This is a genomic window from Saprospiraceae bacterium (assembly GCA_016709995.1).
In the GTDB taxonomy this organism is placed as follows: Bacteria; Bacteroidota; Bacteroidia; order Chitinophagales; family Saprospiraceae; genus JADJLQ01.
The window spans coordinates 1,644,424-1,665,472 of record JADJLQ010000001.1 but is presented as its reverse complement, the minus strand read 5'-3'; the positions used below and the strand labels follow the sequence as shown (position 1 = coordinate 1,665,472).

At 41.2% G+C, this 21,049-nt stretch carries 18 protein-coding genes; 10 read left to right on the top strand and 8 right to left on the bottom strand.

Annotated elements, in window-relative coordinates:
- Positions 1–10: 10 nt before the first annotated feature.
- On the bottom strand, positions 11–742 hold the full coding sequence (locus IPJ09_06990; protein ID MBK7371175.1) for a methyltransferase domain-containing protein: 732 nt from the start codon (positions 740–742) through the stop codon (positions 11–13).
- A gap of 189 nt (positions 743–931) precedes the next feature.
- Here IPJ09_06990 and IPJ09_06985 point away from each other — a divergent pair, with 189 nt between their 5' ends.
- Together IPJ09_06985 and IPJ09_06980 are read left to right on the top strand one after the other, a co-directional pair.
- A complete protein-coding gene (locus IPJ09_06985; protein ID MBK7371174.1) occupies positions 932–2,728 on the top strand; it encodes an ATPase in 1,797 nt (598 codons plus the stop codon).
- 17 nt (positions 2,729–2,745) lie between these two features.
- Positions 2,746–3,429 carry a TrkA family potassium uptake protein gene (locus IPJ09_06980; GenBank protein ID MBK7371173.1) on the top strand — a complete coding sequence of 228 codons (684 nt, stop codon included), beginning with the start codon at positions 2,746–2,748 and terminating at the stop codon, positions 3,427–3,429.
- Positions 3,430–3,458: 29 nt separating this feature from the next.
- Here the strand turns inward: IPJ09_06980 and IPJ09_06975 are convergent, their stop codons facing one another.
- From IPJ09_06975 to IPJ09_06965, 3 genes are read right to left on the bottom strand one after another with little or no spacing between them, the layout of a single operon-like run.
- Positions 3,459–6,233 carry a hypothetical protein gene (locus tag IPJ09_06975; GenBank protein ID MBK7371172.1) on the bottom strand — a complete coding sequence of 925 codons (2,775 nt, stop codon included), beginning with the start codon at positions 6,231–6,233 and terminating at the stop codon, positions 3,459–3,461.
- A 48-nt stretch (positions 6,234–6,281) separates the two neighbouring features.
- On the bottom strand, positions 6,282–7,460 hold the full coding sequence (locus IPJ09_06970) for a thiolase family protein (GenBank protein MBK7371171.1): 1,179 nt from the start codon (positions 7,458–7,460) through the stop codon (positions 6,282–6,284).
- Between the two features lie 56 nt (positions 7,461–7,516).
- Complete coding sequence (locus IPJ09_06965) at positions 7,517–9,904, bottom strand: 3-hydroxyacyl-CoA dehydrogenase/enoyl-CoA hydratase family protein (protein ID MBK7371170.1); 2,388 nt, start codon at positions 9,902–9,904, stop codon at positions 7,517–7,519.
- Positions 9,905–10,060: 156 nt separating this feature from the next.
- Here IPJ09_06965 and IPJ09_06960 point away from each other — a divergent pair, with 156 nt between their 5' ends.
- Genes IPJ09_06960 through IPJ09_06945 form a run of 4 tightly spaced genes read left to right on the top strand, consistent with a single transcriptional unit; the run spans position 10,061 to position 13,522 of the window.
- Positions 10,061–10,759, top strand: a complete 699-nt coding sequence (locus IPJ09_06960) for a MotA/TolQ/ExbB proton channel family protein (GenBank protein MBK7371169.1) — start codon at positions 10,061–10,063, stop codon at positions 10,757–10,759.
- 37 nt (positions 10,760–10,796) lie between these two features.
- Positions 10,797–11,198, top strand: a complete 402-nt coding sequence (locus tag IPJ09_06955; GenBank protein ID MBK7371168.1) for a biopolymer transporter ExbD — start codon at positions 10,797–10,799, stop codon at positions 11,196–11,198.
- A gap of 40 nt (positions 11,199–11,238) precedes the next feature.
- Entirely contained in the window at positions 11,239–12,180 is a 942-nt protein-coding gene (locus tag IPJ09_06950; protein MBK7371167.1) for an energy transducer TonB, read from the top strand.
- 40 nt (positions 12,181–12,220) lie between these two features.
- A complete protein-coding gene (locus IPJ09_06945; protein ID MBK7371166.1) occupies positions 12,221–13,522 on the top strand; it encodes a bifunctional folylpolyglutamate synthase/dihydrofolate synthase in 1,302 nt (433 codons plus the stop codon).
- Positions 13,523–13,598: 76 nt separating this feature from the next.
- Here IPJ09_06945 and IPJ09_06940 read toward each other — a convergent pair whose 3' ends face one another.
- Complete coding sequence (locus tag IPJ09_06940; protein MBK7371165.1) at positions 13,599–13,991, bottom strand: hypothetical protein; 393 nt, start codon at positions 13,989–13,991, stop codon at positions 13,599–13,601.
- Positions 13,992–14,185: 194 nt separating this feature from the next.
- Here IPJ09_06940 and IPJ09_06935 point away from each other — a divergent pair, with 194 nt between their 5' ends.
- Positions 14,186–14,743: a UbiX family flavin prenyltransferase gene (locus IPJ09_06935; GenBank protein ID MBK7371164.1), complete on the top strand. Its 558-nt coding sequence runs from the start codon at positions 14,186–14,188 to the stop codon at positions 14,741–14,743.
- Here the strand turns inward: IPJ09_06935 and IPJ09_06930 are convergent.
- From IPJ09_06930 to IPJ09_06920, 3 genes are read right to left on the bottom strand one after another with little or no spacing between them, the layout of a single operon-like run.
- Positions 14,740–15,762, bottom strand: a complete 1,023-nt coding sequence (locus IPJ09_06930; GenBank protein MBK7371163.1) for a YihY/virulence factor BrkB family protein — start codon at positions 15,760–15,762, stop codon at positions 14,740–14,742. The genes IPJ09_06935 and IPJ09_06930 overlap by 4 nt on opposite strands.
- Entirely contained in the window at positions 15,734–16,171 is a 438-nt protein-coding gene (locus tag IPJ09_06925; protein ID MBK7371162.1) for an acyl-CoA thioesterase, read from the bottom strand. Before IPJ09_06925 ends, IPJ09_06930 begins: the two co-directional genes overlap by 29 nt.
- A gap of 1 nt (position 16,172) precedes the next feature.
- A complete protein-coding gene (locus IPJ09_06920) occupies positions 16,173–17,432 on the bottom strand; it encodes an arginine deiminase (GenBank protein MBK7371161.1) in 1,260 nt (419 codons plus the stop codon).
- A 223-nt stretch (positions 17,433–17,655) separates the two neighbouring features.
- On the opposite strand from IPJ09_06920, the gene IPJ09_06915 reads away from it, so the two are divergent.
- The 3 genes from IPJ09_06915 (at position 17,656) to IPJ09_06905 (ending at position 21,044) form a co-directional block, all read left to right on the top strand.
- Complete coding sequence (locus IPJ09_06915) at positions 17,656–18,324, top strand: hypothetical protein (protein MBK7371160.1); 669 nt, start codon at positions 17,656–17,658, stop codon at positions 18,322–18,324.
- Between the two features lie 23 nt (positions 18,325–18,347).
- The gene (locus tag IPJ09_06910) at positions 18,348–19,376 is read left to right on the top strand and encodes a hypothetical protein (GenBank protein ID MBK7371159.1); all 1,029 of its coding nucleotides are present in this window, start codon (positions 18,348–18,350) and stop codon (positions 19,374–19,376) included.
- Positions 19,377–19,463: 87 nt separating this feature from the next.
- A complete protein-coding gene (locus IPJ09_06905) occupies positions 19,464–21,044 on the top strand; it encodes an OmpA family protein (GenBank protein ID MBK7371158.1) in 1,581 nt (526 codons plus the stop codon).
- Positions 21,045–21,049: the final 5 nt, after the last annotated feature.

Sequence of the window (21,049 nt, the reverse complement as noted above, 5' to 3'; positions counted from 1 at the left end):
GATTAAGAGATTATTTGATGGCTTCTAGTCGATTCCAGGCAAAATAAGTGGATGCATAGGGATGTTCCACAAATTCTGAGAGTTCCTCAATGGCATTTTGATACTCAGATTGGGTGAGGAGATTGGATTCAACCAATTTGCGCTCAGCACTTTGCAGGTTACCGATTAGATTTTCGATCCAGGGCCTGAATGATGGAGTATCTGCACTATGTATTTCTGGCGAAAGTGAGATAGAGATTTCTCTGAACCCACACTTTTTGACGCGATCAAACAATTTGATCCCTATCATGGCATCCCCGCCTAACTTGCTCTGCAACTGAGCAAATTTCTTCCAGGCATAGGTAAAATGAGGACATGATGGATAAAACTCCATCCAAAGAGTACTGTTTTCTTGAAAACATATTCGCCCATCAGTCACCAGAACCCGTTTGGCTTGTTGGATCACCTGGATTGGATCACTGACATGTTCCAGGATATATCGGCCATATACTAAGTCAAATGTTTGATCGCCAAATGGCAGATCGTGTACATCTCCCAGCATAAACTCAAGGTTGGAAGGAGTCTGTGGAGTTTGGCTCAATTGTTCTTTCGACAGTTCTATCCCGGTAGCAAACCCAGTAGTCAATTGGCTGGCGACTTCGGCACTTAAAAGGCCTAAACCTGATCCTAACTCCAGCACATTTTCATGGCCTTGCAATTGTAAAAACTCTATAAAGGATTTGTTCGTAAGTTGATTTAACAAACTAAGCCTAATCTGTTCACCTGGTGAAACTCCGTGTATATATCTGCTGCTATCCGTCACTGTCTTTGTTGAAAATTATTTCTTAAATATCTATTAAAATCGTGACATTTGCAAACTTTAAGAAACACGTTTACGTGACAACCACCATTGGCTCACAAAGCCCTATACGAACAACCATTTTAATTTCCTATGCCTGCAGGTCAAGCTACTAATAAAAAGTATGCCGATGATGGCTTGCTGATTGTGGCCATCCTGGCCATCCTGCTGGTGCTCCTGCATGTGTATAATGTTTCCGGTCGCAATGATTTGTTTAGTTGGTGGTTTCCGATACTCAATGTCATTGCTTTTATATTATTGGCCTGGAGGATATATCTGCATTGGAATACCCGCACATTAAAATTAAGATGGTATGCCAGTCAGGCACTTTTGATGTTATTGATGTTATTAGCATTAATTAGCGAACTCTTTTTTCATACGATTCTCTCTTCTATCAGGGTGACCGAACACACTTCTATGTCATCAGTGATTTATCAATCTATATTTATTTTTCTTTTTCTCGAAGAATTTTCCAATAGACTTTTTTCCATAAAGAAATCTGCGGTCAATGGAGGGTTTTTGTTGATTATTAGCTTTGCATTTTTAATTCTGATGGGAAGTCTGCTGCTTATGCTCCCCGGAGCGACGACCAGGCCTATAAGTTATGTAAATGCTCTGTTTACTTCGACTTCTGCAGTATGTGTTACCGGCCTTACTGTACTGGACACTGCGAAAGATTTTACTTTGTTCGGCAAATGGATTATACTTTTTTTGATACAAATAGGTGGGCTTGGGATATTGACTTTTACCAATTTATTCGGACTCATTTTTTCTGGCAATTCGACATTTCAGAATCAGATGTTTATTCAGAACATGCTCAATGTTGAAAATATGGGGGATGCTTTTAAATCACTGGTAAGGATCATTGTGATTACGCTGGTGATAGAGTTTGTTGGTGGAGTCTTTATATTCTTTACCACCAGCTCGGACTTGTTTGGCAGTGGTGGCAGTCATGCTTTTTTTGCAATATTTCATTCTATCAGTGCATTTTGCAACGCAGGTTTCTCGACACTTGGCAATGACAATATGTACCATCCAGCTTTTAGATATGCTTATGGATTTCAGTTAGTTATAGCTATTCTTGTGGTATTCGGCGGGATAGGTTTTGGCTTGTTTTTAAATATACTTCAATATTTTAAAGAAAAATTTTTCCAGGGGTATTGCCAATTTGTCAAGCACACACCCTACCGATTCAAACCCAAAATAATCTCGCTCAACACAAGAGTAGTGATGGTGACTACTGGGATATTGTTGTTTTTGGGGACTATATTTTATTTTGTTTTCGAATATAATAATGTACTCGTAGATCATCCAACATTCTTTGGCAAAGTCGTTCAGAGTTTTTTTGGATCTGTCACACCCAGGACTGCAGGATTTAATACCGTTGATATTAGCAGGTTGACCATCCCTACCTTAATGATTTACCTTTTGTTGATGTGGATTGGCGGCTCTCCCGGGAGTACTGCGGGAGGAATCAAGACAAGCGTGTTTGCCGTAGCTACACTCAATATCGTCAATATCATCCGCGGACATGAACGATTAGAGACTGGCAAACGCGAGATTACCACTAGCTCAATCAACAAGACTTTTGCCATCATCTCCTTGTCCCTCATTGCAGTCGGCATGGCTATTACCTTGATTGTCTTAAAGGATGGTGCAAAGTTCGATCTGTTGCAGATCGCTTTTGAGACTTTTTCGGCCTTGGGTACAGTTGGTTTGTCGATGGGGATCACTGCAAACCTAACTGATTTTAGTAAGATTGTATTGATCTTCACCATGTTTATTGGTCGTGTTGGTTTTATGACGATTATGATTGGACTGGTTAGATTATTCACACGTGAAAAAGAAAAGCGGTATCGATATCCTCCAGAGGAATTATTCATCACCTAGTCATTAAAAGTTTTTTTATGAAATTTATCGTTTTAGGTTTAGGCAATTTTGGATCAGAGTTGAGCATCAAGCTTACAGAGCTGGGTCACGAAGTGATCGGAGTGGACTCTAACATGAAGAGGGTCGAATTTTTACAAGATAGCATTACCCATACCATTTGTATGGATACCACTGATGAATCTGCTATTAAATCCTTGCCTGTAAAAAACTCAGATGTAGTCATTGTAGGCATAGGAGAAGATACGGGTGCTTCGATTATCACTACCGCCTTGATCAAACAATTAAAACCAAAGCGACTTATAGCACGTGCTATTAATCCAGCACATCAGAATGTAATGGAAGCAATGGGCATTAGCGATATTGTACATCCTGAAGCGGATACTGCTTATCGCCTGGCCAAGCGGCTTGACATTGGAACGATCGTAGATTCATTTACTTTGGATGATCAATACAAAGTCATCGAAGCGACTGTACCTGAAGTCTTTGTCGGCAAATCTATCCTCCAGGTAAACTTTCAGAAAGAATACAATATCAATATAGTCACGATCATTAGAAACAAAGAAAAAGTAAATAATTTTGGTCAGGCACAAATATTTCACGAGATACTCGGAGTAGTAATGCCGGAGACTCGCCTGGAGTCGGGAGATATGCTGGTGGTGTTTGGTAAGATCGATGATATTGATAGAATGTTGAAAGCTTAGGTCGAAGGAGAAAGTGGGTACTATTTGTTTTAAAACAATTGTTCAATAAAAAATTCTAAATTAGTCTTTTTTCGTCCGCTTAATAAGTCGGTATCCAAAGGATTGTTTAATCTCACTCCGGCGCTGGTGGGCAATACATTAAATAGTTGGCCGTCAAGAACTGTCTCCAACCCCAGGTTTCTATATTTTACCTTGATATCCTTTGGAGATCGGGTTATTGTATGGTTCATCTGTTCCGCAAAAACTCTTGCACGAATTCTTTTTAAAAAATATATTCCGTTGATCCCTTCGTCGGGATAAAGTAGCGGGAGATGATAACTGATTTTGTACCAGGAAGAATAGTCACTCGAAAATGGCCTATAGCCTCCAATAAATTCCGATCGATTGGCAAACCGATAAGGGTCTGATAGGGTTTGGTGATGAAAATCGGCTTTAAGCTCGATCACATGATTTCTGCTTAACCCTGGAACATGAAACTCGCCATTTAAGTCTGTTGCTGATGCAGCATGATTGAGGGCCCTGTTCCACTGGACAGTTATAGTTTGCGCTAATCGAGAACTTACATGTTGCTTTGCCAACAGGCGTCTATTTGATAATAAAAGGAAGGACCTGATGTATTGCGTAGATTGGTAATTCTTCCTTTCTCCTTGCTTATAATTTGGTATAAAAGATCCTAACTGTATTAACGGTTGTATGCCTATCACCTGATTGCCGGCATAATATCTTAGAGGTACTGTCAGGCCTAAGCGTAATCCGGTTTCATCCCATAGGATACTGTCTTTTTTAGGGCTTGAAAGACTATTGATTTTTCGCCCAAAAGTTGAATTGATATTGGTGGTCAGAATTGGGTAGGCTATTCCAAGGTCCATATTGCCGCCAATAGAATGGGATCGGTCTTCGTTGTTAAAACCATAAAAAATGGATCCATCTATCGTATTCAAAACATTACGCCCAAGGATTCTAAACACATTGCCTCCTTCGTCAGGGCGAACAGACCAGCTGTATATTCTAAATGGATTGTTTAATAGACTAGCCTTGGTAATGGTTGCAATAGGAAGGTCATTTTTATTTGCCGTTGCATACGGTTCAAGAGTGTTTATTGATTTCTCTTTACGGGAAAAATAATCCACCGGCTTGTAATCACAGTCCTGTAATTTTTTCCTTCTGATTTCTATGCCTGTTGAAGATCGAAAGTTGTAAAGAAGTTCATCTCCGAGGACACTGTATTGCTGGATGCCTATGCTATTATGAGTTAATTGATAGACCTTGTCATGGATTATAGCATACAGTTGGTCCCGGCCATCTATATCACTACTAAAATAAATCGTATCACTATTAATGGTGATATTGGCGATTATCCCTTCGATTGGGGTGGTTAATTGTTGAGTTGTATAATCCTTCAGTGAATACCTTACTATAGCAGCGTTCCCGCCACCTCGGACTATGGATAACAGTGTCGAATCTCCAACTTCAAAAATCGGGTAGGTGCCAAGTTTGTTTGGCTTCATTGGAATAGAATGTAATTTTTTGCCAAGAGTATCTAACACGACTATATTGCATGACCCATTGTCGAGATATTCCATGCAGGAGATCATGCTGACATCATTGGAAGGTGCAGGATTAAAATATTTTTGATGGTTAGATATTTTCCGCTTTGTTTTAGTGGCGATATTGAATAGAACTAAGTCAGAATAATTTCGATTGCTCCATCTGGAGTCTGTCCTGACTATAGTCCAGGCTGCCAATGGTTCGACGAATCCGTAATCAGGATTGGTGGTGATGCCCAAATTTGTCAGGGTTGATGTCGTATTTTTTTCTTTGATACATAGAGAGGGCAGTTTGTCAAAGGAGTGTTCAATAAACAATACCCCTCCGTTATAAAGGCGATTGGGAGTAGTATAGTTTCTAACCGAATTAGCCTTCGTATTTTTGATCAATACTTCATCATTAAGTTCTGAGTCTAGGCTATCTGCCTTGATTGCTTGGACAGCTCGTTTATATAATTGTGTTGCACTGAGCCCTGTATGACGAATCAAAGATTTATTAAACGGAAATAATAAGCCCTTGTATCGGACAGCATCATTCATTATGTTTCCCCACAGGTTTGGGCCAAATTGATCATTGACATATTTGACCATAGTATATCCCCACACATATTGATTGGGGACCAAATTTTTATAAGATCCATTTCTAACCTTGTCGTAAGACCAAAATTTTTTACCTTGCTGCAATGCTCTAAAATCAGCGACGAAGGAGGGCATTCGACCTCTTCCTCCATTTGAATTTTGAGTTTCAGCATTGACTGCATCCCCTTCAGCAAACCAATCCGGTACCACAAATCCATACGAGGCTCCCCAGGCTTCTTCTCCCAACAGATGATATAGCGCATTATTGATTCCAACTCTTGAGTTCATACCCTGGAGCACATGTCGGTATTCATGAATAGAAAGGGCTTCCACCCAATCGATCGAACCCAAAACATAAGGAAGGTGAGGAGGTGTCAAATAAAATTCTGACATCCAGGGTCCAATACCAACATATCCGTTTGATTCGATAGTTTGGTTTTGGAGCACCATGTTTATTTTGAATCGCTTTTGACCAAGCGAAGTGTCCTTGTAGTAGAATTCGTGGATTTTTTGGTATACACGATTTGCTGTAGATTCTACCCCGGATGGAAAAAAAATATTGATTTCTTCGGTTTTGAGCTGTTGCCAATGTAGACCAGGGGCATGCCCTGAAAAGTCCTGGCTTGTCAACTTGTTACCAAATAAAATAAGAATAAAACCGCAGCACCAGAGTTTCATGATCTCAATATTAACCATGCTCACTCAAATCGCAAAGGATATTATCGATCAATTGATGAGTTCATAGATACCGGCTATTCCTTGACCTCCTCCTACACAGGCTGTTACCATACCATATTTCAAATTTCTCCTTCTAAGTTCACTAAACAATTGGGTAGATAATTTTGCCCCTGTGCAACCGAGAGGATGACCTAGAGCAATGGCGCCTCCATTGACATTGACTATATCAGGATTGAGTCCGGCTTCCTGTATGACAGCGAGGGATTGGGCTGCAAACGCTTCATTGAGTTCGATCAGTTGGATGTCCTGAAGTTTTAAACCCCCTCGCTTCAAAGCTTTAGGAATAGCAGCGCAAGGGCCTATACCCATGATGATCGGTTCTACTCCGGCTACATCACAAGATACCAATCGGGCGATAGGCTCGAGATTTAATTCTCTCATCCTCGCTTCGCTCATGACGATGACGAATGATGCTCCATCAGAAGTCTGTGATGAATTGCCAGCCGTCACAGAACCATTCATAGCAAATACCGCCGGCAGTTTTGCAAGTGCTTCGAGGGTAGTATCTTTTCTCACCCCTTCATCAGTATCCATGATAAATGATCGTTCTATACGTTTATTGTTTTGGACACTAATGTCGGTGACATTCACAGGCACGATTTGATCTTTAAAATAGCCTTGTTCAATGGCATGTGCAGCCTTTTTGTGTGATTGCAAAGAGAATTCATCCTGGCTTTGACGATTGATATTATATTTTTTGGCTACAGCTTCAGCAGTAAGTCCCATGCCTACCACATAGTCAGGAGTATCTACTGCGACTTTGTAACTGGGTGCCAGTTTATATCCGGTCATGGGTATCATGCTCATACTTTCAGTGCCTCCAGCTATAATACAGTCTGCCATGCCTGCGCGGATCTTAGCTACTGCCATGCCGATCGTCTCAAGACCACTGGCACAATAGCGATTGACCGTCATGCCGGGAACATCTTTGCCCAGAGCTCGTACTGATATCTGCCGTCCTATCTGCAGTCCTTGTTCGCCCTCTGGATTGGCACAGCCTACGATGACATCATCTACGGACTTTGGATCCAAATTGGGCGTGGTCTCAAGCAAAGCCTGTATGATTTCCACAGCAAGGTCATCAGATCTAAAAAACTTAAAACTGCCTTTACCTGCTTTCCCAATGGCACTTCTCCTGGCGGCTACGATATATGCTTCTGTTGTCATTATTTAATATTTTGATCTAGTTGAAATTTGAATAAGGATACGGACTTGTTCAAAGCTTAATTTCTGAGCGGTTTGTTGTTTTCTAACATGTATTGAATGCGTTCAAGCGTTTTTTGTTCACCACATAAACTTAAAAAGGCCTCTCGTTCTACATCCAGGAGGTAGCGTTCGCTGACCTTTTGAGGACCGGACAGATCGCCCCCACAGAGTACCCAGGCGGCCTTTTTAGCTATTTTAATGTCATGTGCCGAAGCATAGTTGCCCAGTTTCAGACTGTGAGCCGCTATATACAAAGAGGCCAAACCTTGCTGGCCCAGAACCAATACATCTTCTCTGGGTATAGGCATGGTATAATTAGGAGCGAGCTCCAGTACTTTGGCTTTTGCTTCTGTAATATTTCGATCAGCATTCAATACGACGCTGTCTTTGTTTTTCAATAGGTACCCGAGGTCAAAAGCTTCTGTAGCTGAAGTACCTACAGCAGCCATAGCAATGGTCTTAAACTTCTCTACGAGGGTGGGTATCATGACATCGCCCTCAAAAAAGGAATCAGATGCTCTCACAGCAAATTCTTTAGTACCACCTCCTCCGGGGATCAATCCGACACCTGCCTCTACCAGGCCTATATAAGATTCTGCTGCGCAAAGTGCTGCATCACAATGCATTAGGGTCTCACAACCGCCCCCAAACACATAACCTTGAGTAGCAATGACGACAGGTATCTTGGAATACCGGCATCTCATAGTAGTATCCTGAAAAGTCTTTACTGCGAAGTTGAGCTCATCCCATTCTTGCTGATAAGCAGACATGGCGATCATCATCAGATTGGCTCCGACACTAAAGTTTTTGCCATGATTACCAATGACAAGCCCTTGCCATTTTCCTTCTTCAGCGATAGAGATACCTTCATTGATAGCTTTGACTACGCCTTCTCCAATCGTATTGGCTTTGCTCTTAAACTCAACACAAAGTACCCCATCACCGATGTCATGGATGACGGCATCCGGATTTTGATAGACTGGCTTGTTGCCCGATAAAGCAAAAAGATTGACCAGGGATTCTCTACCTGGTATCGCCAGATAGGATTTTGAACCAGGATCATAAGCCTTGATGGATCCATCATGTGTATAAAATGAAGTATGTCCTTTTTCAACCATTTCCTTTACCCATGGAGCTACAGATTGGCCATCGGACTCAGCCAATTCTATACCTTTGGACAGGCCGATTGCATCCCAATATTCAAAAGGTCCAAGATCCCAGGCAAATCCTGCTTTAAGCGCATCGTCTATACTATATATATTGTCACTGATCTCCGGGATGCGGTTTGAAGCGTAGGCACACAGTCCTGCAAGTGATCGTTTGATCAGCTGAGCTCCGGCATCTTCCATCGTGATGATGGCTTTAAGTCGGGGGCCTAATTCATCGGTTTGCTTGGAGACTCCCAGGCTGGTCAGTTGGGTCTTGTTGGGTACTTCGTATTCTAATGTCTTGAGGTTGAGACTGTAAATTACATTTTTGCCTCCGGCGTCTTTTTCATCAGATTTATAATAAAATCCTTTGCCGGATTTATTGCCCAGCCATTTGTTTTCCACCAGGTGAGTGAGATAAGAGGGCATCTTAAGCTGGTGTATTTGTTCATCATCCGTGCAATTGGTTTGAATGCCTTCAATCACTTTTACTGCAGTATCCAGGCCCACAAGATCTGATAATCTAAATGTGCCTGTACCGGGTCTTCCCATAGCTGGTCCTGTCAGTTTGTCGACTGTGCTGATGTCCAGGTTTAATTCTTCAGTCAGCTGGTATATCTTGGACATGGCGTACACCCCGATCCTGTTCGCTATAAATGCAGGTGTGTCTTTGCACAACACCGTCCTTTTGCCCAGGTGTACATCCCCAAACTTCATGAAGAAGTCTACTACTGCTTTATTGGTATCCTGGGTGGGAATGATTTCTAATAATCTGAGATACCTGGGTGGATTAAAAAAATGGGTGCCTAAAAAATGGGCCTTGAAGTCTTCACTTCTGCCTTCAGCCATCAGGTGAATAGGTATCCCGGAAGTATTGCTGCTGATGAGGGTACCCGGCTTTCGGTATTTTTCGACTTTATCAAATAAGGATTTTTTGATATCCAGCCTTTCTACTATGACCTCGATGATCCAATCACATTCGCTGATAAGAGCTAAATCATCATCAAAATTGCCAGTTTTGATGTTTGAAATCAGGCTTTTATGAAACAAAGGTGCAGGTTTGGTTTTAACAGCATTCAGCAAAGCTGTATCAACAATTTTATTCCTTGCCTTTTTGTTGCCCTTCTCTGCCTCTGTGAGGTCAAAAGGCACTATATCCAACATCAGAACTTGATAACCACAATTGGCCAGGTGACAAGCAATGCCGCTACCCATGACTCCAGAGCCAAGGACAGCTACTTTACTGATTCTATACATATTTCTTTCTTTGACCCAAAGTTAAGTTTTAAATAGCAAAAACCTTTCAAATTAGATTTTATTATAATATATCTTAACGAAGAGCTAATTTTGAACTTTATTATACTACATGGTGGTGATATACCGTTGTGCTAAAACTTAATCAAATACCAACATATGCTTTCAGTATTATTGTTTCAAGTGTCCAATCTTCCTCAGGTACAGACTGCTGTCGAATCCACGGGTACACAAAATTTATGGTCCGTTCTATTGCAGACCGGTTATTTGGGCATTGCCAATATCTTTATCAATTTGGTCCTTTCGGTGATTGCCATTTACATATTTGTAGATCGATACCGTTCCCTTAAACGGGCATCAAATGTGGACGAAAATTTTATGAATAATATCAGGAATAGTGTACAAAATGGCAATATTGATGCGGCCAAAAATCTTTGTGCCCATACTGACACACCTATAGCAAGATTGATAGAGAAGGGACTTCAGCGAATAGGTAAGCCTTTGCGTGACATCGATGCTGCGATTGAAAATACGGGAAACCTGGAATTGTTTAGAATGGAGAAAAATCTTTCTATACTGGCTAGTGTAGCTGGAGCGGCTCCTATGATTGGATTCTTTGGTACAGTGACCGGTATGATTCAGGCGTTTTATAATATGGCCAGTCAGCAAAATGTGACCCCAAGTGTCTTAGCCGGTGGTATTTACCAGGCACTCATCACGACTGCTGTCGGTCTGGCAGTGGGCATATTTGCCTATATTGCGTACAACCTGTTGGTATCCAACGTAGAGAAAGTAGTTTATAGCATGGAGCGTACCACAGTAGAATTTATGGACTTATTACAAGAACCAGCTAAATAAGCGCAGTGCATTTTTTCAAATCTTAAATAATCTCAGTATGGCGCTTAAGAAAAGAAATAAAATCAGTGCAGAGTTTAGCATGGCATCCATGACGGATATGATATTCCTGTTGCTGATATTTTTTATGCTTACCTCAAGTATAGTGAGCCCTAATGCGCTCAACCTTAAACTTCCATCTTCTACTTCAAAGACGGTAGCGGCCTCGACTTTAACCGTGTCTATTACCCCAAATGGCAAATATTATCTCAACGGCAAGGAAATGGCTTATAGCGTTTTAGAGAAAATGGTGCAGGTAGAAGTAAGTAAAAGCGGAGACCCTAAAAATACTACGATGACGATTGTAGCAGATAAAGATGCTACCGTCAATCACCTTGCGAGTGTCATGGAGCTTGCCCATGTATTGAGGATCAATGCTATCCTGGCCACAGAATCGAAATGATACTTTCGACCAGTATTTATCGTTAACATTAAAAGGAAATATGGAAATCCATTTATCAGATAAAGAAAGAAAAGACCAGCAAATAGCCCGATGGACCAGCATCATCGTGCATACCATTATTATTTTGTTGCTGTTCTTACCTTTACTAAAATTTCCAATTCCACCTCCAGGTCAGGAAGGTATTCTCGTGAGTTTTGGAATGCCTGACCAGGGACAAGGCGATGGTAAACCCATGACGCAAAATGAAGAAAAAGTAGATCCTACACCACCTAGCAAGCCTACCCCCCCGCAACCTGAAGAAAAGGAAGAAGTGACTAAGCCGACACCGGCTAAAGCTGCCGAAGCTGCTCCTCCTAAAACACCTGATAAAAAAGTGATCACTACTGAAGACCCAACTACTGCAGCTTTGAAGAAAAAGCAAAAGGAAGATGCCCAAAAGGCTGCAGATGCTGAAAAAGCCCAAAAAGCCGCGGATGCAGCAACAGCCAAAGCGGCACAAGATGATGCCAGGAAAAAAGCTGCCGCGGATGCTGCGCAGAAAAAAGCTGAAGCAGACGCAGCGGCCAAAGAACAAGCTGATCTGGAAAATGCCAAAAAGCAGTATGGGGATGTATTTGGAAGTGGTAAAGGGAATACAGGCAAGACTGGCAATCAAGGGGACCCTAACGGAGATCCCAATGCAGACAACCTGAAAGGGATCAGCACAGGTAGTGGCAAAGTTGGCGGAGGCCTTGATGGACGAGGCGTAAAGTTTGAACCTCAGATCCAGGAAAACTCTCAAAAGACAGGAAGGGTTGTGGTCAATGTTTGTGTGGATGGTAATGGAAATGTGATCAGCGCAAAATATACTCAAAAGGGATCTACTACCACTGATGCCACTTTGCGCCAAATAGCGGAAGATAGTGCCAAAAAATTTAAGTTCACTGCCAGTGCTATCGATCAGCAGTGTGGTACCATCACCATTGATTTTAAAGTAAAATAATAAGACTAACTATTGTATTTTGCCTGCAGATAAGTGATAGATGCCTCAGCAAATTTCATTGGCTGCCCGATATGATCAGACTATAGATTTTTTATATAGTCGTTTGCCGATGTTTGAAAGGGTAGGCCCCATAGCTTTTAAAAAGGACCTGACCAATATTTTGGCACTTTGTGAGATACTGGGTCAGCCACAAAAAAAATTTAAATCAATACATATCGCCGGGACCAACGGAAAGGGGAGTGTCTCTCATATGCTGAGCTCTGTCCTGATCGAAGCTGGATACAAGACAGGTCTTTATATCTCTCCACATTATAAAGATTATCGTGAAAGAATCAGAGTGAATGGCCACTATATCTCTAAAAAACAGGTGGTCAGTTTTGTAGATCAGATCGCTCCGCATATAGATGCTATCAGACCTTCATTTTTTGAAATCACAGTGGCCATGGCGTTTGACCATTTTGCTAACCAAAAGATAGATATTGCGGTGGTCGAGACCGGATTGGGAGGCAGGTTGGACAGTACCAATATCTTAAGCCCTATCTTGAGTATCATCACCAATATCAGTTACGACCATCAAAACATGTTGGGAAATGCCTTAACTGATATAGCCTTTGAAAAAGCAGGTATCATCAAGGCTGGCGTGCCTGTGTTGATCGGAGAGTACCAACAAAAGGTATTTAGTGTATTTAAAAATGCTGCTGTAAAACGAAATAGTGACTTAAAAGTAGCTTCACGGTTGGGTAAGGTGATGACTCAAGCGACTACTAATAGATATGTCTACAAGCCCCTGGATGGTAAATATCTCAAACTGGATATGCCATATCATGGGGCGTATCAAACCAAGAATATCCTCACTGTCATTCAAGCCACCCAATTATTGCACCAGCAAGGGATGTGCATTATATCACAGAGTGATTTAAAGAGGGGTTTAAAAAATGTCGATACTCATGCCCCTTTGGTTGGGCGATGGCAATCATTGTGCGATGTGCCAAAGATAATTGCTGACGCTGGTCACAACGTAGACGGGATTCGTGCTGCCATCAATGAATTGAGAAAGATAAGAGCCAGGCAGATTCACATCATATTCGGAACTGTAAAAGACAAAGATGTATTGCCTGTGTTGCAATTATTGCCAAAATCAGCCCAGTATTATTTTGTCAAAGCTGATATTCCCAGGGCAATGGATGACCAGGAATTATATGAAAAGGCACTTGGCCTTGGCTTAAAAGGTCAGGCATGCGGTACGGTCAAAAAGGGATTCCAAAAGGCAAAGTCCTTGGCAGGTATCAACGACCTGATCCTGGTGACTGGTAGCATCTTCGTAGTAGCTGAAGTATTGTAATAATCATCAGTTAGCACAAAAAAGCCTCACTGACTTTCATCAGCGAGGCTACATAATATTCGGGGGGAAATATATCTTATCGGTCGAGTGTAAACTCGGTGAAAAGCTTTTCTTTGTTACGATCGATGATCAAACGATATCTGCCATTGGTTAAAGTGCTGAGTGAAGCTTGTACTTCGTTTTTGTCCTGAATTCCTTTGACCGGGACTGCATTGCCTGACTCATCCTTGATCTCAAATCTGAGTACATCAAATTGGTTTCTAAGGCGGATGACGATCTTATCCTGGACCATATCCTGGTAGATCTCAAATGGGCTATCCTTTTCTTTATGGATGACATGGAATGCCAGGACTGTTTGACTTGCAAGCGTAGAGGAAGTTTTCAGGGCAGAGGCTGGGATACTATTCTGACCCGATACTAAATACATTGGGCCAATAAAAGCGATCAAAATGGGGAGTAGTTTTTTCATATATACTTTTTCTTATTTCGAAATAATTTGATTCTTAACAAATTAGATATTTTACAACTAATTGTAAATCAAAGATAATAAATATTATTAATAAATGTAATGTGTAAAATGAGAAATATTAAATATTTTTTTCGAATGACCTGGACCAACCCTGGTTATTAAGTTGCCAGATTTACAAGCATATTTGTGGTCCGATGAAAAAACTTGTAATTGGTATTTCAGGTTCTAGTGGGTCTATTTATGCTCATAGACTCATTCACAAGCTAGAAAATCTGAGACCCCAGTGGGCTCGCATAGGTATCGTGATCAGCAGCAATGCCCTCATCAACTGGCAGATTGAGCTCAATAGTGCTTTTAATCTACCTGATGGCATGGAACTATACCAATCTGGAGATTTTAATGCTCCTTTTGCTTCAGGTTCAGCCAGGTTTGAAACAATGATCATCTGCCCTTGTTCTATGGGGACGATGAGCAGGGTAGCTACAGGTATTTCTAATGATTTGATGACCAGAGCAGCAGATGTCATGCTCAAAGAACGCCGAAAACTGATCATAGTGCCCAGAGAAACCCCCCTCAGTCTTATTCACTTAAGACATATGGTCTCACTCACCGAAGGTGGCGCTGTGATACTGCCTGCGGTCCCTTCATTTTATCATCGCCCTGACACTATCCAGGCAGTGGTAGACACTGTGGTCGACAGAATATTGGACCACGCCGGATTCGAAGCGGATATTCTACGATGGGGAGATTAATCAGTCATTACCTTTTTTATGTCCCGGTTGACTGCTATACTGGCATTGAGTTCAAAGCAAGCTACGATTACAAAACAATTTAATTGAATGTAGAGCAAAATAATGATCAATGCGCCTATCGGCCCGTAAATCAGGTGGAAGGAACCAAAATTATTGATCAAAGTAGAAAATATTAGGGATATGATAATCGAACTGGCTGTAGCCAAAGTAGTACCTGGTGAGAAAAATCGGAGCCTTTTCTTCATGGAAGGCCCATACCTGAAAATGGTGGCAAATATGCCTTGAAACAAAAGCACCACAATCAACCACTTGAAAATACCAATCACAAAGGCCGAATATTTTTCTAAAAACAAAAATTGGATGACCCAATTGTTTTCTTCCCCGTAGACCGGATTAGTGATGACCCATTTTTTGCTGGTAAAATAAGAGACCAGGCTGCCCCAGATTTCATTTCCAAAGATGATGATAGCGACAGAAGTCAACACCAGGATGGCAACCAGAAAAACCAATTTTAGGGCATCAAGTCTTTTTTGCCAAAAATTTCTTCTCTTAAAGGTCTCGTCATACGATTTTTCAAACCCCAGCATCATGGCCTGCATAGCGTTCGTAGAAAAATACAGCGCCATTATAAAGGAAATGGATAGGAGTCCATTATGAGGAATCGATACTACATCATCAATAGTCTTAAATAAAAAAGGCCTGACCGCGTCAGGAATAAAGGGTTCTATTTCTTTTAAAAATACGCTTTTGACACCCTTGATGGGTAAGATGGGGATGAGTGTAAAAAGGAATAAAAAAAATGGAAAAAGGGCGAGTAAAAATGAAAATGCCAGCGAATTGACTTTATGGATTATTTTTTCTCTGCGGGATTCGTTATACAAAAAAACCAAAATATCATACAAAGGTATCCTTGCAAATCCTGGCAAGGAGGTCTTTTGAGCCCATTGAATGGCATTGTTTACCTTTTCCTTTCCCAGAAGTTTTTCTAAACTATCTTGCAGTGGGTGTTTCGATTGCATGGGCTATTAGTTCTTGCAGTTTATTTGGACAGGGCACTCTTTTTTTTGAGGCTGCATCCAAAAAGCACAGTTTGATAGTGGCTGCATTGATAAGCTGTTTTGATTCATTGTAAATCTCGGTAAAAAAAATGATAGCATCCTCGGGTACTTGCCTTACGCTGGTTTTTACCTCTAATTCCTGATCATAAAGTGCTGGCCGTAAGTACCTTACCTGCATAGACATCACGGGCATGAGTACTTTTAGTTCCTCTTCAAGTTGTTTGTAGGCCATACCCAAAGATCGAATGGTTTCGACCCGGCCTATCTCATAAAATTCAGCAAAGCGGCCATAATATACAAAACCCATCTGATCGGTTTCACTATACCTTGTCCTGATATGGATGGAATGTGTGTATTCTTTTTTGCTCATATCAGGATGCTCTTTGAATAGGACAGGACAAACAATGCGGTCCTCCGCGGGCTCTGGATAGCTCTGCACTGGGTATGGTGATGATGGTCTGCTTTAGATTATCAGCTTCAGCCGTAGAATAATCTAAAAATTCCCTGGCTGGCAAGATATGGTAGCCTACCTGTTGTAAGGCCGATGCTGTCACGGGATTGCGGTCATAGGTGATGGCTACACCAGGAGCTACAGCTAATAAATTGCAGCCATCAGTCCATTGCTCGCGCTCCTGGGAAGGAGTCTCCCCGCCGCCGGCCCAGACAATTTCTATCTCTGTGCTGATCTCATTCCATAAAAATTCTTTGAGGGTAACATAGTACTGGGTTTCTCCGGTATGTCTATGCACTTCCACATAGGAGCTGAATCCGTCCTGAATGATGGGTTTATAGCCTACAAACCGATGAACATCTATCTGCGTGATGATGGTGTCAATATGCATAAATGACCTGTCTGACGGGATGTTGAACATCACCACATTGGATACGACTTCGTGGTCAAACAGATAGGATTTTAAAGAATGAAAAGCATGCAGATTGGTTCTTTCACTGATACCGATCAACACATAGTCTTTGTTTAATATCATGACATCACCTCCCTCCATGGATACGGGTTCGCCTTTTTTAGAAGGAGGGAAAGTGTCCAGGACACTCAGATCTATGATTTTACCGCTTTGCCTGGGAATTGAAAAGAGCGGATGATTGTACAGTATAAAACGGGTCAGGTAATTTTCTCTTGTACGTGCCTGCTTAGCAGCCTTGGTAATAAGAAAATGCTCGTTTAGGGCAACACAAATGTCACGTGTAAACAAAAAATTGGGGATCGGATCAAATAAAACCCTTTCGTCTGATGCATCATACCCGGTGATCAGACTTTCCGCCAAATCTTGATCAGATTTAGCACCCAGGTTGGCGCCAATAGATTTGGGTAATTCCTCATAATCTACCAGGCTTTGAATTAATTTTTCACGGTGTAGTTCATTTACTCCCAGAGATTCCTGAAGCAATATTTGCGTTTCCAAAACATTTTCTTTCCCAATCAGTTTTCTTAAGATATCTGCGAAAACTTTATGCTCTGCCTGCATAGCCGGCAAGTATACGATATCATCAAACAGCAGATCCGCAGATTTTTTTGGTGATACTCTTAAGATGCCGGCATCAGGATAGTGGAGAATGACTTTTTGTAAAGTACCTATTTCAGAGTCAACTCCTAGATTTTTTATAGTACGCATTTAGTGCAAAATTCAATGATTTTTCCCGGATTGACTTACTCTTCTTTAAAATAAAAAAACTTATATCCCTGGGTGTTGAACTCCATTTTCTACCAATGTTCATAAAATTCAGATCAAATCACTCAAAATTGAGGGTCAAAATTCGTTAAAATCTTCACGACTTTACCTAAGGATAATTTGTATTTTTGTGTCCTGAATATTAAATAATTTCCATTTTAGTTTCATGTTAAAAAAAATCAAGTCCATTTTTGTTGTCGAAGATTCGTCTGCACCTAAAGCTTCTTCAACTTCTTCAGGAGATACGAAAGGTGATACTAATCCACCGATGAGTGAGATTGATCTGACCATTCCCGCCCCTAACAATATCCCGGAAAGTTCCAGTGAAAATCGGTTTCTAAATATCCTGGCACAAGCAATTGAGAAAAATAATCAACAAGGCTTTGATTACTTTGAATTTCGACAATCACTGATCAACCTGTCAAAGTTGAATATGGACGAAATGACGAAATACAAAAGCGCCTACGCTGCAGCCCAGGCCATGGGGGTGTCACCGGCTACTTTGGTCGATAGTGCAAAATTCTACCTCGGATTATTAAATGATGAAGGCAAAAAATTTTCAATAGCTGAGCAGAATCAGCGAACTAAAGTAGTAGAAGATCGTAAAAACGAATTGACTCAGATCGCTAGTGAAATTCAGAAAAAACAGGAGATGATCATTCAATTACAATCACAAGTAGAAAAGCTTAATAAAATACTTGAAGATAAAAAACAAGATGCAGCTAATATGGCAGGCAAACTGGAGCATACCAAAAATGAATTTGAGACTGCTATGAAGTCCATCGCAGGTAAAATATCAGACGACATTGAGAAAATGAATCAATATTTGAAATAAAAACAGAATATTTAATCAAAGACATGGACAACACAGATTATAAACCAAAATCTTTCTGGAAAAGACCTGAAGGGGTGACTGGGGCTATCTTTTTAGCTGGTATCGTGCTTGGTGGAGGATTTTTATTGTTTTCAGTTTTGCCGGCCCTGGTGGTTTTAGTGCAGACCGCACTGGGATTGGCGGTTACCTTATTAGTTTTGGGAGCGATTATCTATATGGCGCTCGACCCTAAAATGCGCAATCTGGTCGGCTATATGTATAAAAGTGTGATGCGCTCCATCACAGGTTTATTTGTCAAAATCGATCCGATTGGTATCCTCAAAAGTTATGTAGATGACTTGAAAGCTAACCTAACTAAAATGAATCAGCAAATTAATCGGCTGAGAGGTCAAATGCATAAACTCAAAGAACTCATCCTCAATAACCAGAAAGAAATCAAAAACAACCTTGAAATAGCTTCTCAAGCGAAAATGTCTAACCAGCAGAATGTAGTCATCCTCAAATCAAGGAAAGCCGGTCGTCTTCAGGAATCTAATATGAAATATGATGATCTCTATAAAAAAATGGAGGTTTTGTACCGGGTATTGACTAAGATGTATGAGAATTCACAGATTATGCAGGAGGACATAGCTGACCAGGTAGAGGTGAAAGAGCAGGAAAGAATCGCAATCAGATCGAGCAACTCGGCCATGCGATCAGCTATGAGCGTGATCAAAGGTGACAAGGACAAGCGTGCTATGTTTGACCAGGCGCTCGAAGCGGTAGCAGATGATGTGAGTCAGAAAGTGGGTGAAATGGAGCGATTCATGGAGTTGTCAGATAATTTTATGAAAAGTATTGACCTTCAAAACGGAGTCTTTGAAGAGGAAGGGCTTAAAATGTTAGAAAAATGGGAGGGTGAAGGGGTTTCCAAACTATTGGGAAGTGAAAAAGCTAACCTGATATCCAAAGCCAACGATGATACGGATATCCTGGACCTGAATGCTCCTCTGTCTCGACCTGAGAAGGTTGGATTACACAAAAATCAATATGACGGCTTTTTTGAAGATTAGATCATTGTTCTTGATATTCAAAATGGAGCAAGAAATCCTTTCATTTTTTATGTAACTTCGAACTTATAATAAATTTAAACTATACATATGGCGACCCGACTTACAGGTTTTTCAAGATTTTTAATCACAATTCTCATATTAGGATTGATCGCTGCGGCAGGATACTTCCTTTTGAATAAAACCAATCTTGGCTCGAAGATCAAAGATCAGGCTCAGCAAACTTCCACCAGCACACCAGGCACATCTTCCGTGCCTAGCGGAAGTTCCAATAGCACCGGAGCATTTAAAGATGCCATCAAGGTCGGAGTAGTCACCTGGGGAGGATATGCAGGTGGCCAATATTTTAACGAAGGATTTAAGGCCAATTCGCGTTCGAGATTTGTGCAGGAATATGGTTTTCCGGTTGATTTTAAAATTCTGGATGATGTGCCTGTATCCCGCGAAGCATGGAAAAATGATGAGGTCAATCTTTTATGGTGTACCATTGACGCTTTGCCTACGGAGATTGGAGGATTGGCTGATTTTGACCCGGTAGTTGTATTCCAGTCTGATTGGTCCAGAGGGGGAGATGCTATAGTAGCCCGAAGAGGAATCAATACAGTCAATGACCTGAAAGGGAAAAAAGTTGCAGTAGCTGAGATGACGCCTTCTCATTCTTTTTTATTGTGGATGTTAGAAGCTGCCAATCTCAAAGCAACCGATGTAGATATCATCAAACAAGCCTCAGCCATTGATGCTGCCCAGGTATTTAAAAGTGGACAAGTGGACGCAGCCGTAGTTTGGAGTCCGGATGATCAGGCTTGTCTTAAGTCTGTGGCAGGATCAAAAATATTACAAAGCACCAAATCGGCATCTAATATTATCGCTGATGCTTTCATTGCAAAAAGAAGCTGGGCTGATGCGAATAGGGATAAACTTAGAAAATTGTACGAAGGTTGGATGAAAGGTGCTGCTGAGATCAATGCCAATGAATCCAACAAACGAAAAGCGGCCAAAATACTTGCAGAAAACTTTAGTGGCTTTACTGAAGACGATGCACTCGCTGCGATTAATAATGTCAGACTGGTCACCCATGGAGATAATGTCAATTTTTTTGGACTCAATCCCACTTATAAAGGAGTAACCGGAGAACAACTATATTCAAGAATGACCAGCATTTATAAATCACTTGGTTATGCCGAAGGCAAGGTACCGAACTGGCGCATCATCAGTGATCCCTTATCTATACGCAATACGGTGTTGACCGGCCCGGACAATGATGCCGAAACTGAAAAAGCTTTTACCAAAGTATCCGAAGAAGCAGGCAAGGTGCAACAAGCTATTTCTACTAAACGAGTATCTATCAATTTTAGATCCGGTGAATTTGAACTCGATGAGAATGCTAAATTTATAGTTGATCGCGAGATGGTAGATATAGCAAAAGCTTTTGCCAATTCACGTATTCGTGTCGAAGGCAATACTGATAATGTGGGTTCTTCACAGACAAATCAAATTTTGTCCCGTAAAAGAGCACAATCTGTAGTTGATTACCTGGTGGCAGTACATGGTATGAATCGTAATCGATTCGTTGTCGTTGGTAATGGACCTTCCAAGCCTGTAGGATCCAATGATACTGAAGACGGCAAAGCAAAAAACAGACGCACCGATTTTGAATTGATCGGAGAATAATCCAA

Bases quoted from the DNA above. Each gene is read 5' to 3' on its own strand.
- IPJ09_06985 (MBK7371174.1), top strand. From the start codon at position 932: ATGCCTGCAGGTCAAGCTACTAATAAAAAGTATGCCGATGATGGCTTG.
- IPJ09_06980 (MBK7371173.1), top strand. From the start codon at position 2,746: ATGAAATTTATCGTTTTAGGTTTAGGCAATTTTGGATCAGAGTTGAGC.
- IPJ09_06975 (MBK7371172.1), bottom strand. From the start codon at position 6,233: ATGAAACTCTGGTGCTGCGGTTTTATTCTTATTTTATTTGGTAACAAG.
- IPJ09_06970 (MBK7371171.1), bottom strand. From the start codon at position 7,460: ATGACAACAGAAGCATATATCGTAGCCGCCAGGAGAAGTGCCATTGGG.
- IPJ09_06965 (MBK7371170.1), bottom strand. From the start codon at position 9,904: ATGTATAGAATCAGTAAAGTAGCTGTCCTTGGCTCTGGAGTCATGGGT.
- IPJ09_06960 (MBK7371169.1), top strand. From the start codon at position 10,061: ATGCTTTCAGTATTATTGTTTCAAGTGTCCAATCTTCCTCAGGTACAG.
- IPJ09_06955 (MBK7371168.1), top strand. From the start codon at position 10,797: ATGGCGCTTAAGAAAAGAAATAAAATCAGTGCAGAGTTTAGCATGGCA.
- IPJ09_06950 (MBK7371167.1), top strand. From the start codon at position 11,239: ATGGAAATCCATTTATCAGATAAAGAAAGAAAAGACCAGCAAATAGCC.
- IPJ09_06945 (MBK7371166.1), top strand. From the start codon at position 12,221: ATGCCTCAGCAAATTTCATTGGCTGCCCGATATGATCAGACTATAGAT.
- IPJ09_06940 (MBK7371165.1), bottom strand. From the start codon at position 13,991: ATGAAAAAACTACTCCCCATTTTGATCGCTTTTATTGGCCCAATGTAT.
- IPJ09_06935 (MBK7371164.1), top strand. From the start codon at position 14,186: ATGAAAAAACTTGTAATTGGTATTTCAGGTTCTAGTGGGTCTATTTAT.
- IPJ09_06930 (MBK7371163.1), bottom strand. From the start codon at position 15,762: ATGCAATCGAAACACCCACTGCAAGATAGTTTAGAAAAACTTCTGGGA.
- IPJ09_06925 (MBK7371162.1), bottom strand. From the start codon at position 16,171: ATGAGCAAAAAAGAATACACACATTCCATCCATATCAGGACAAGGTAT.
- IPJ09_06920 (MBK7371161.1), bottom strand. From the start codon at position 17,432: ATGCGTACTATAAAAAATCTAGGAGTTGACTCTGAAATAGGTACTTTA.
- IPJ09_06915 (MBK7371160.1), top strand. From the start codon at position 17,656: ATGTTAAAAAAAATCAAGTCCATTTTTGTTGTCGAAGATTCGTCTGCA.
- IPJ09_06910 (MBK7371159.1), top strand. From the start codon at position 18,348: ATGGACAACACAGATTATAAACCAAAATCTTTCTGGAAAAGACCTGAA.
- IPJ09_06905 (MBK7371158.1), top strand. From the start codon at position 19,464: ATGGCGACCCGACTTACAGGTTTTTCAAGATTTTTAATCACAATTCTC.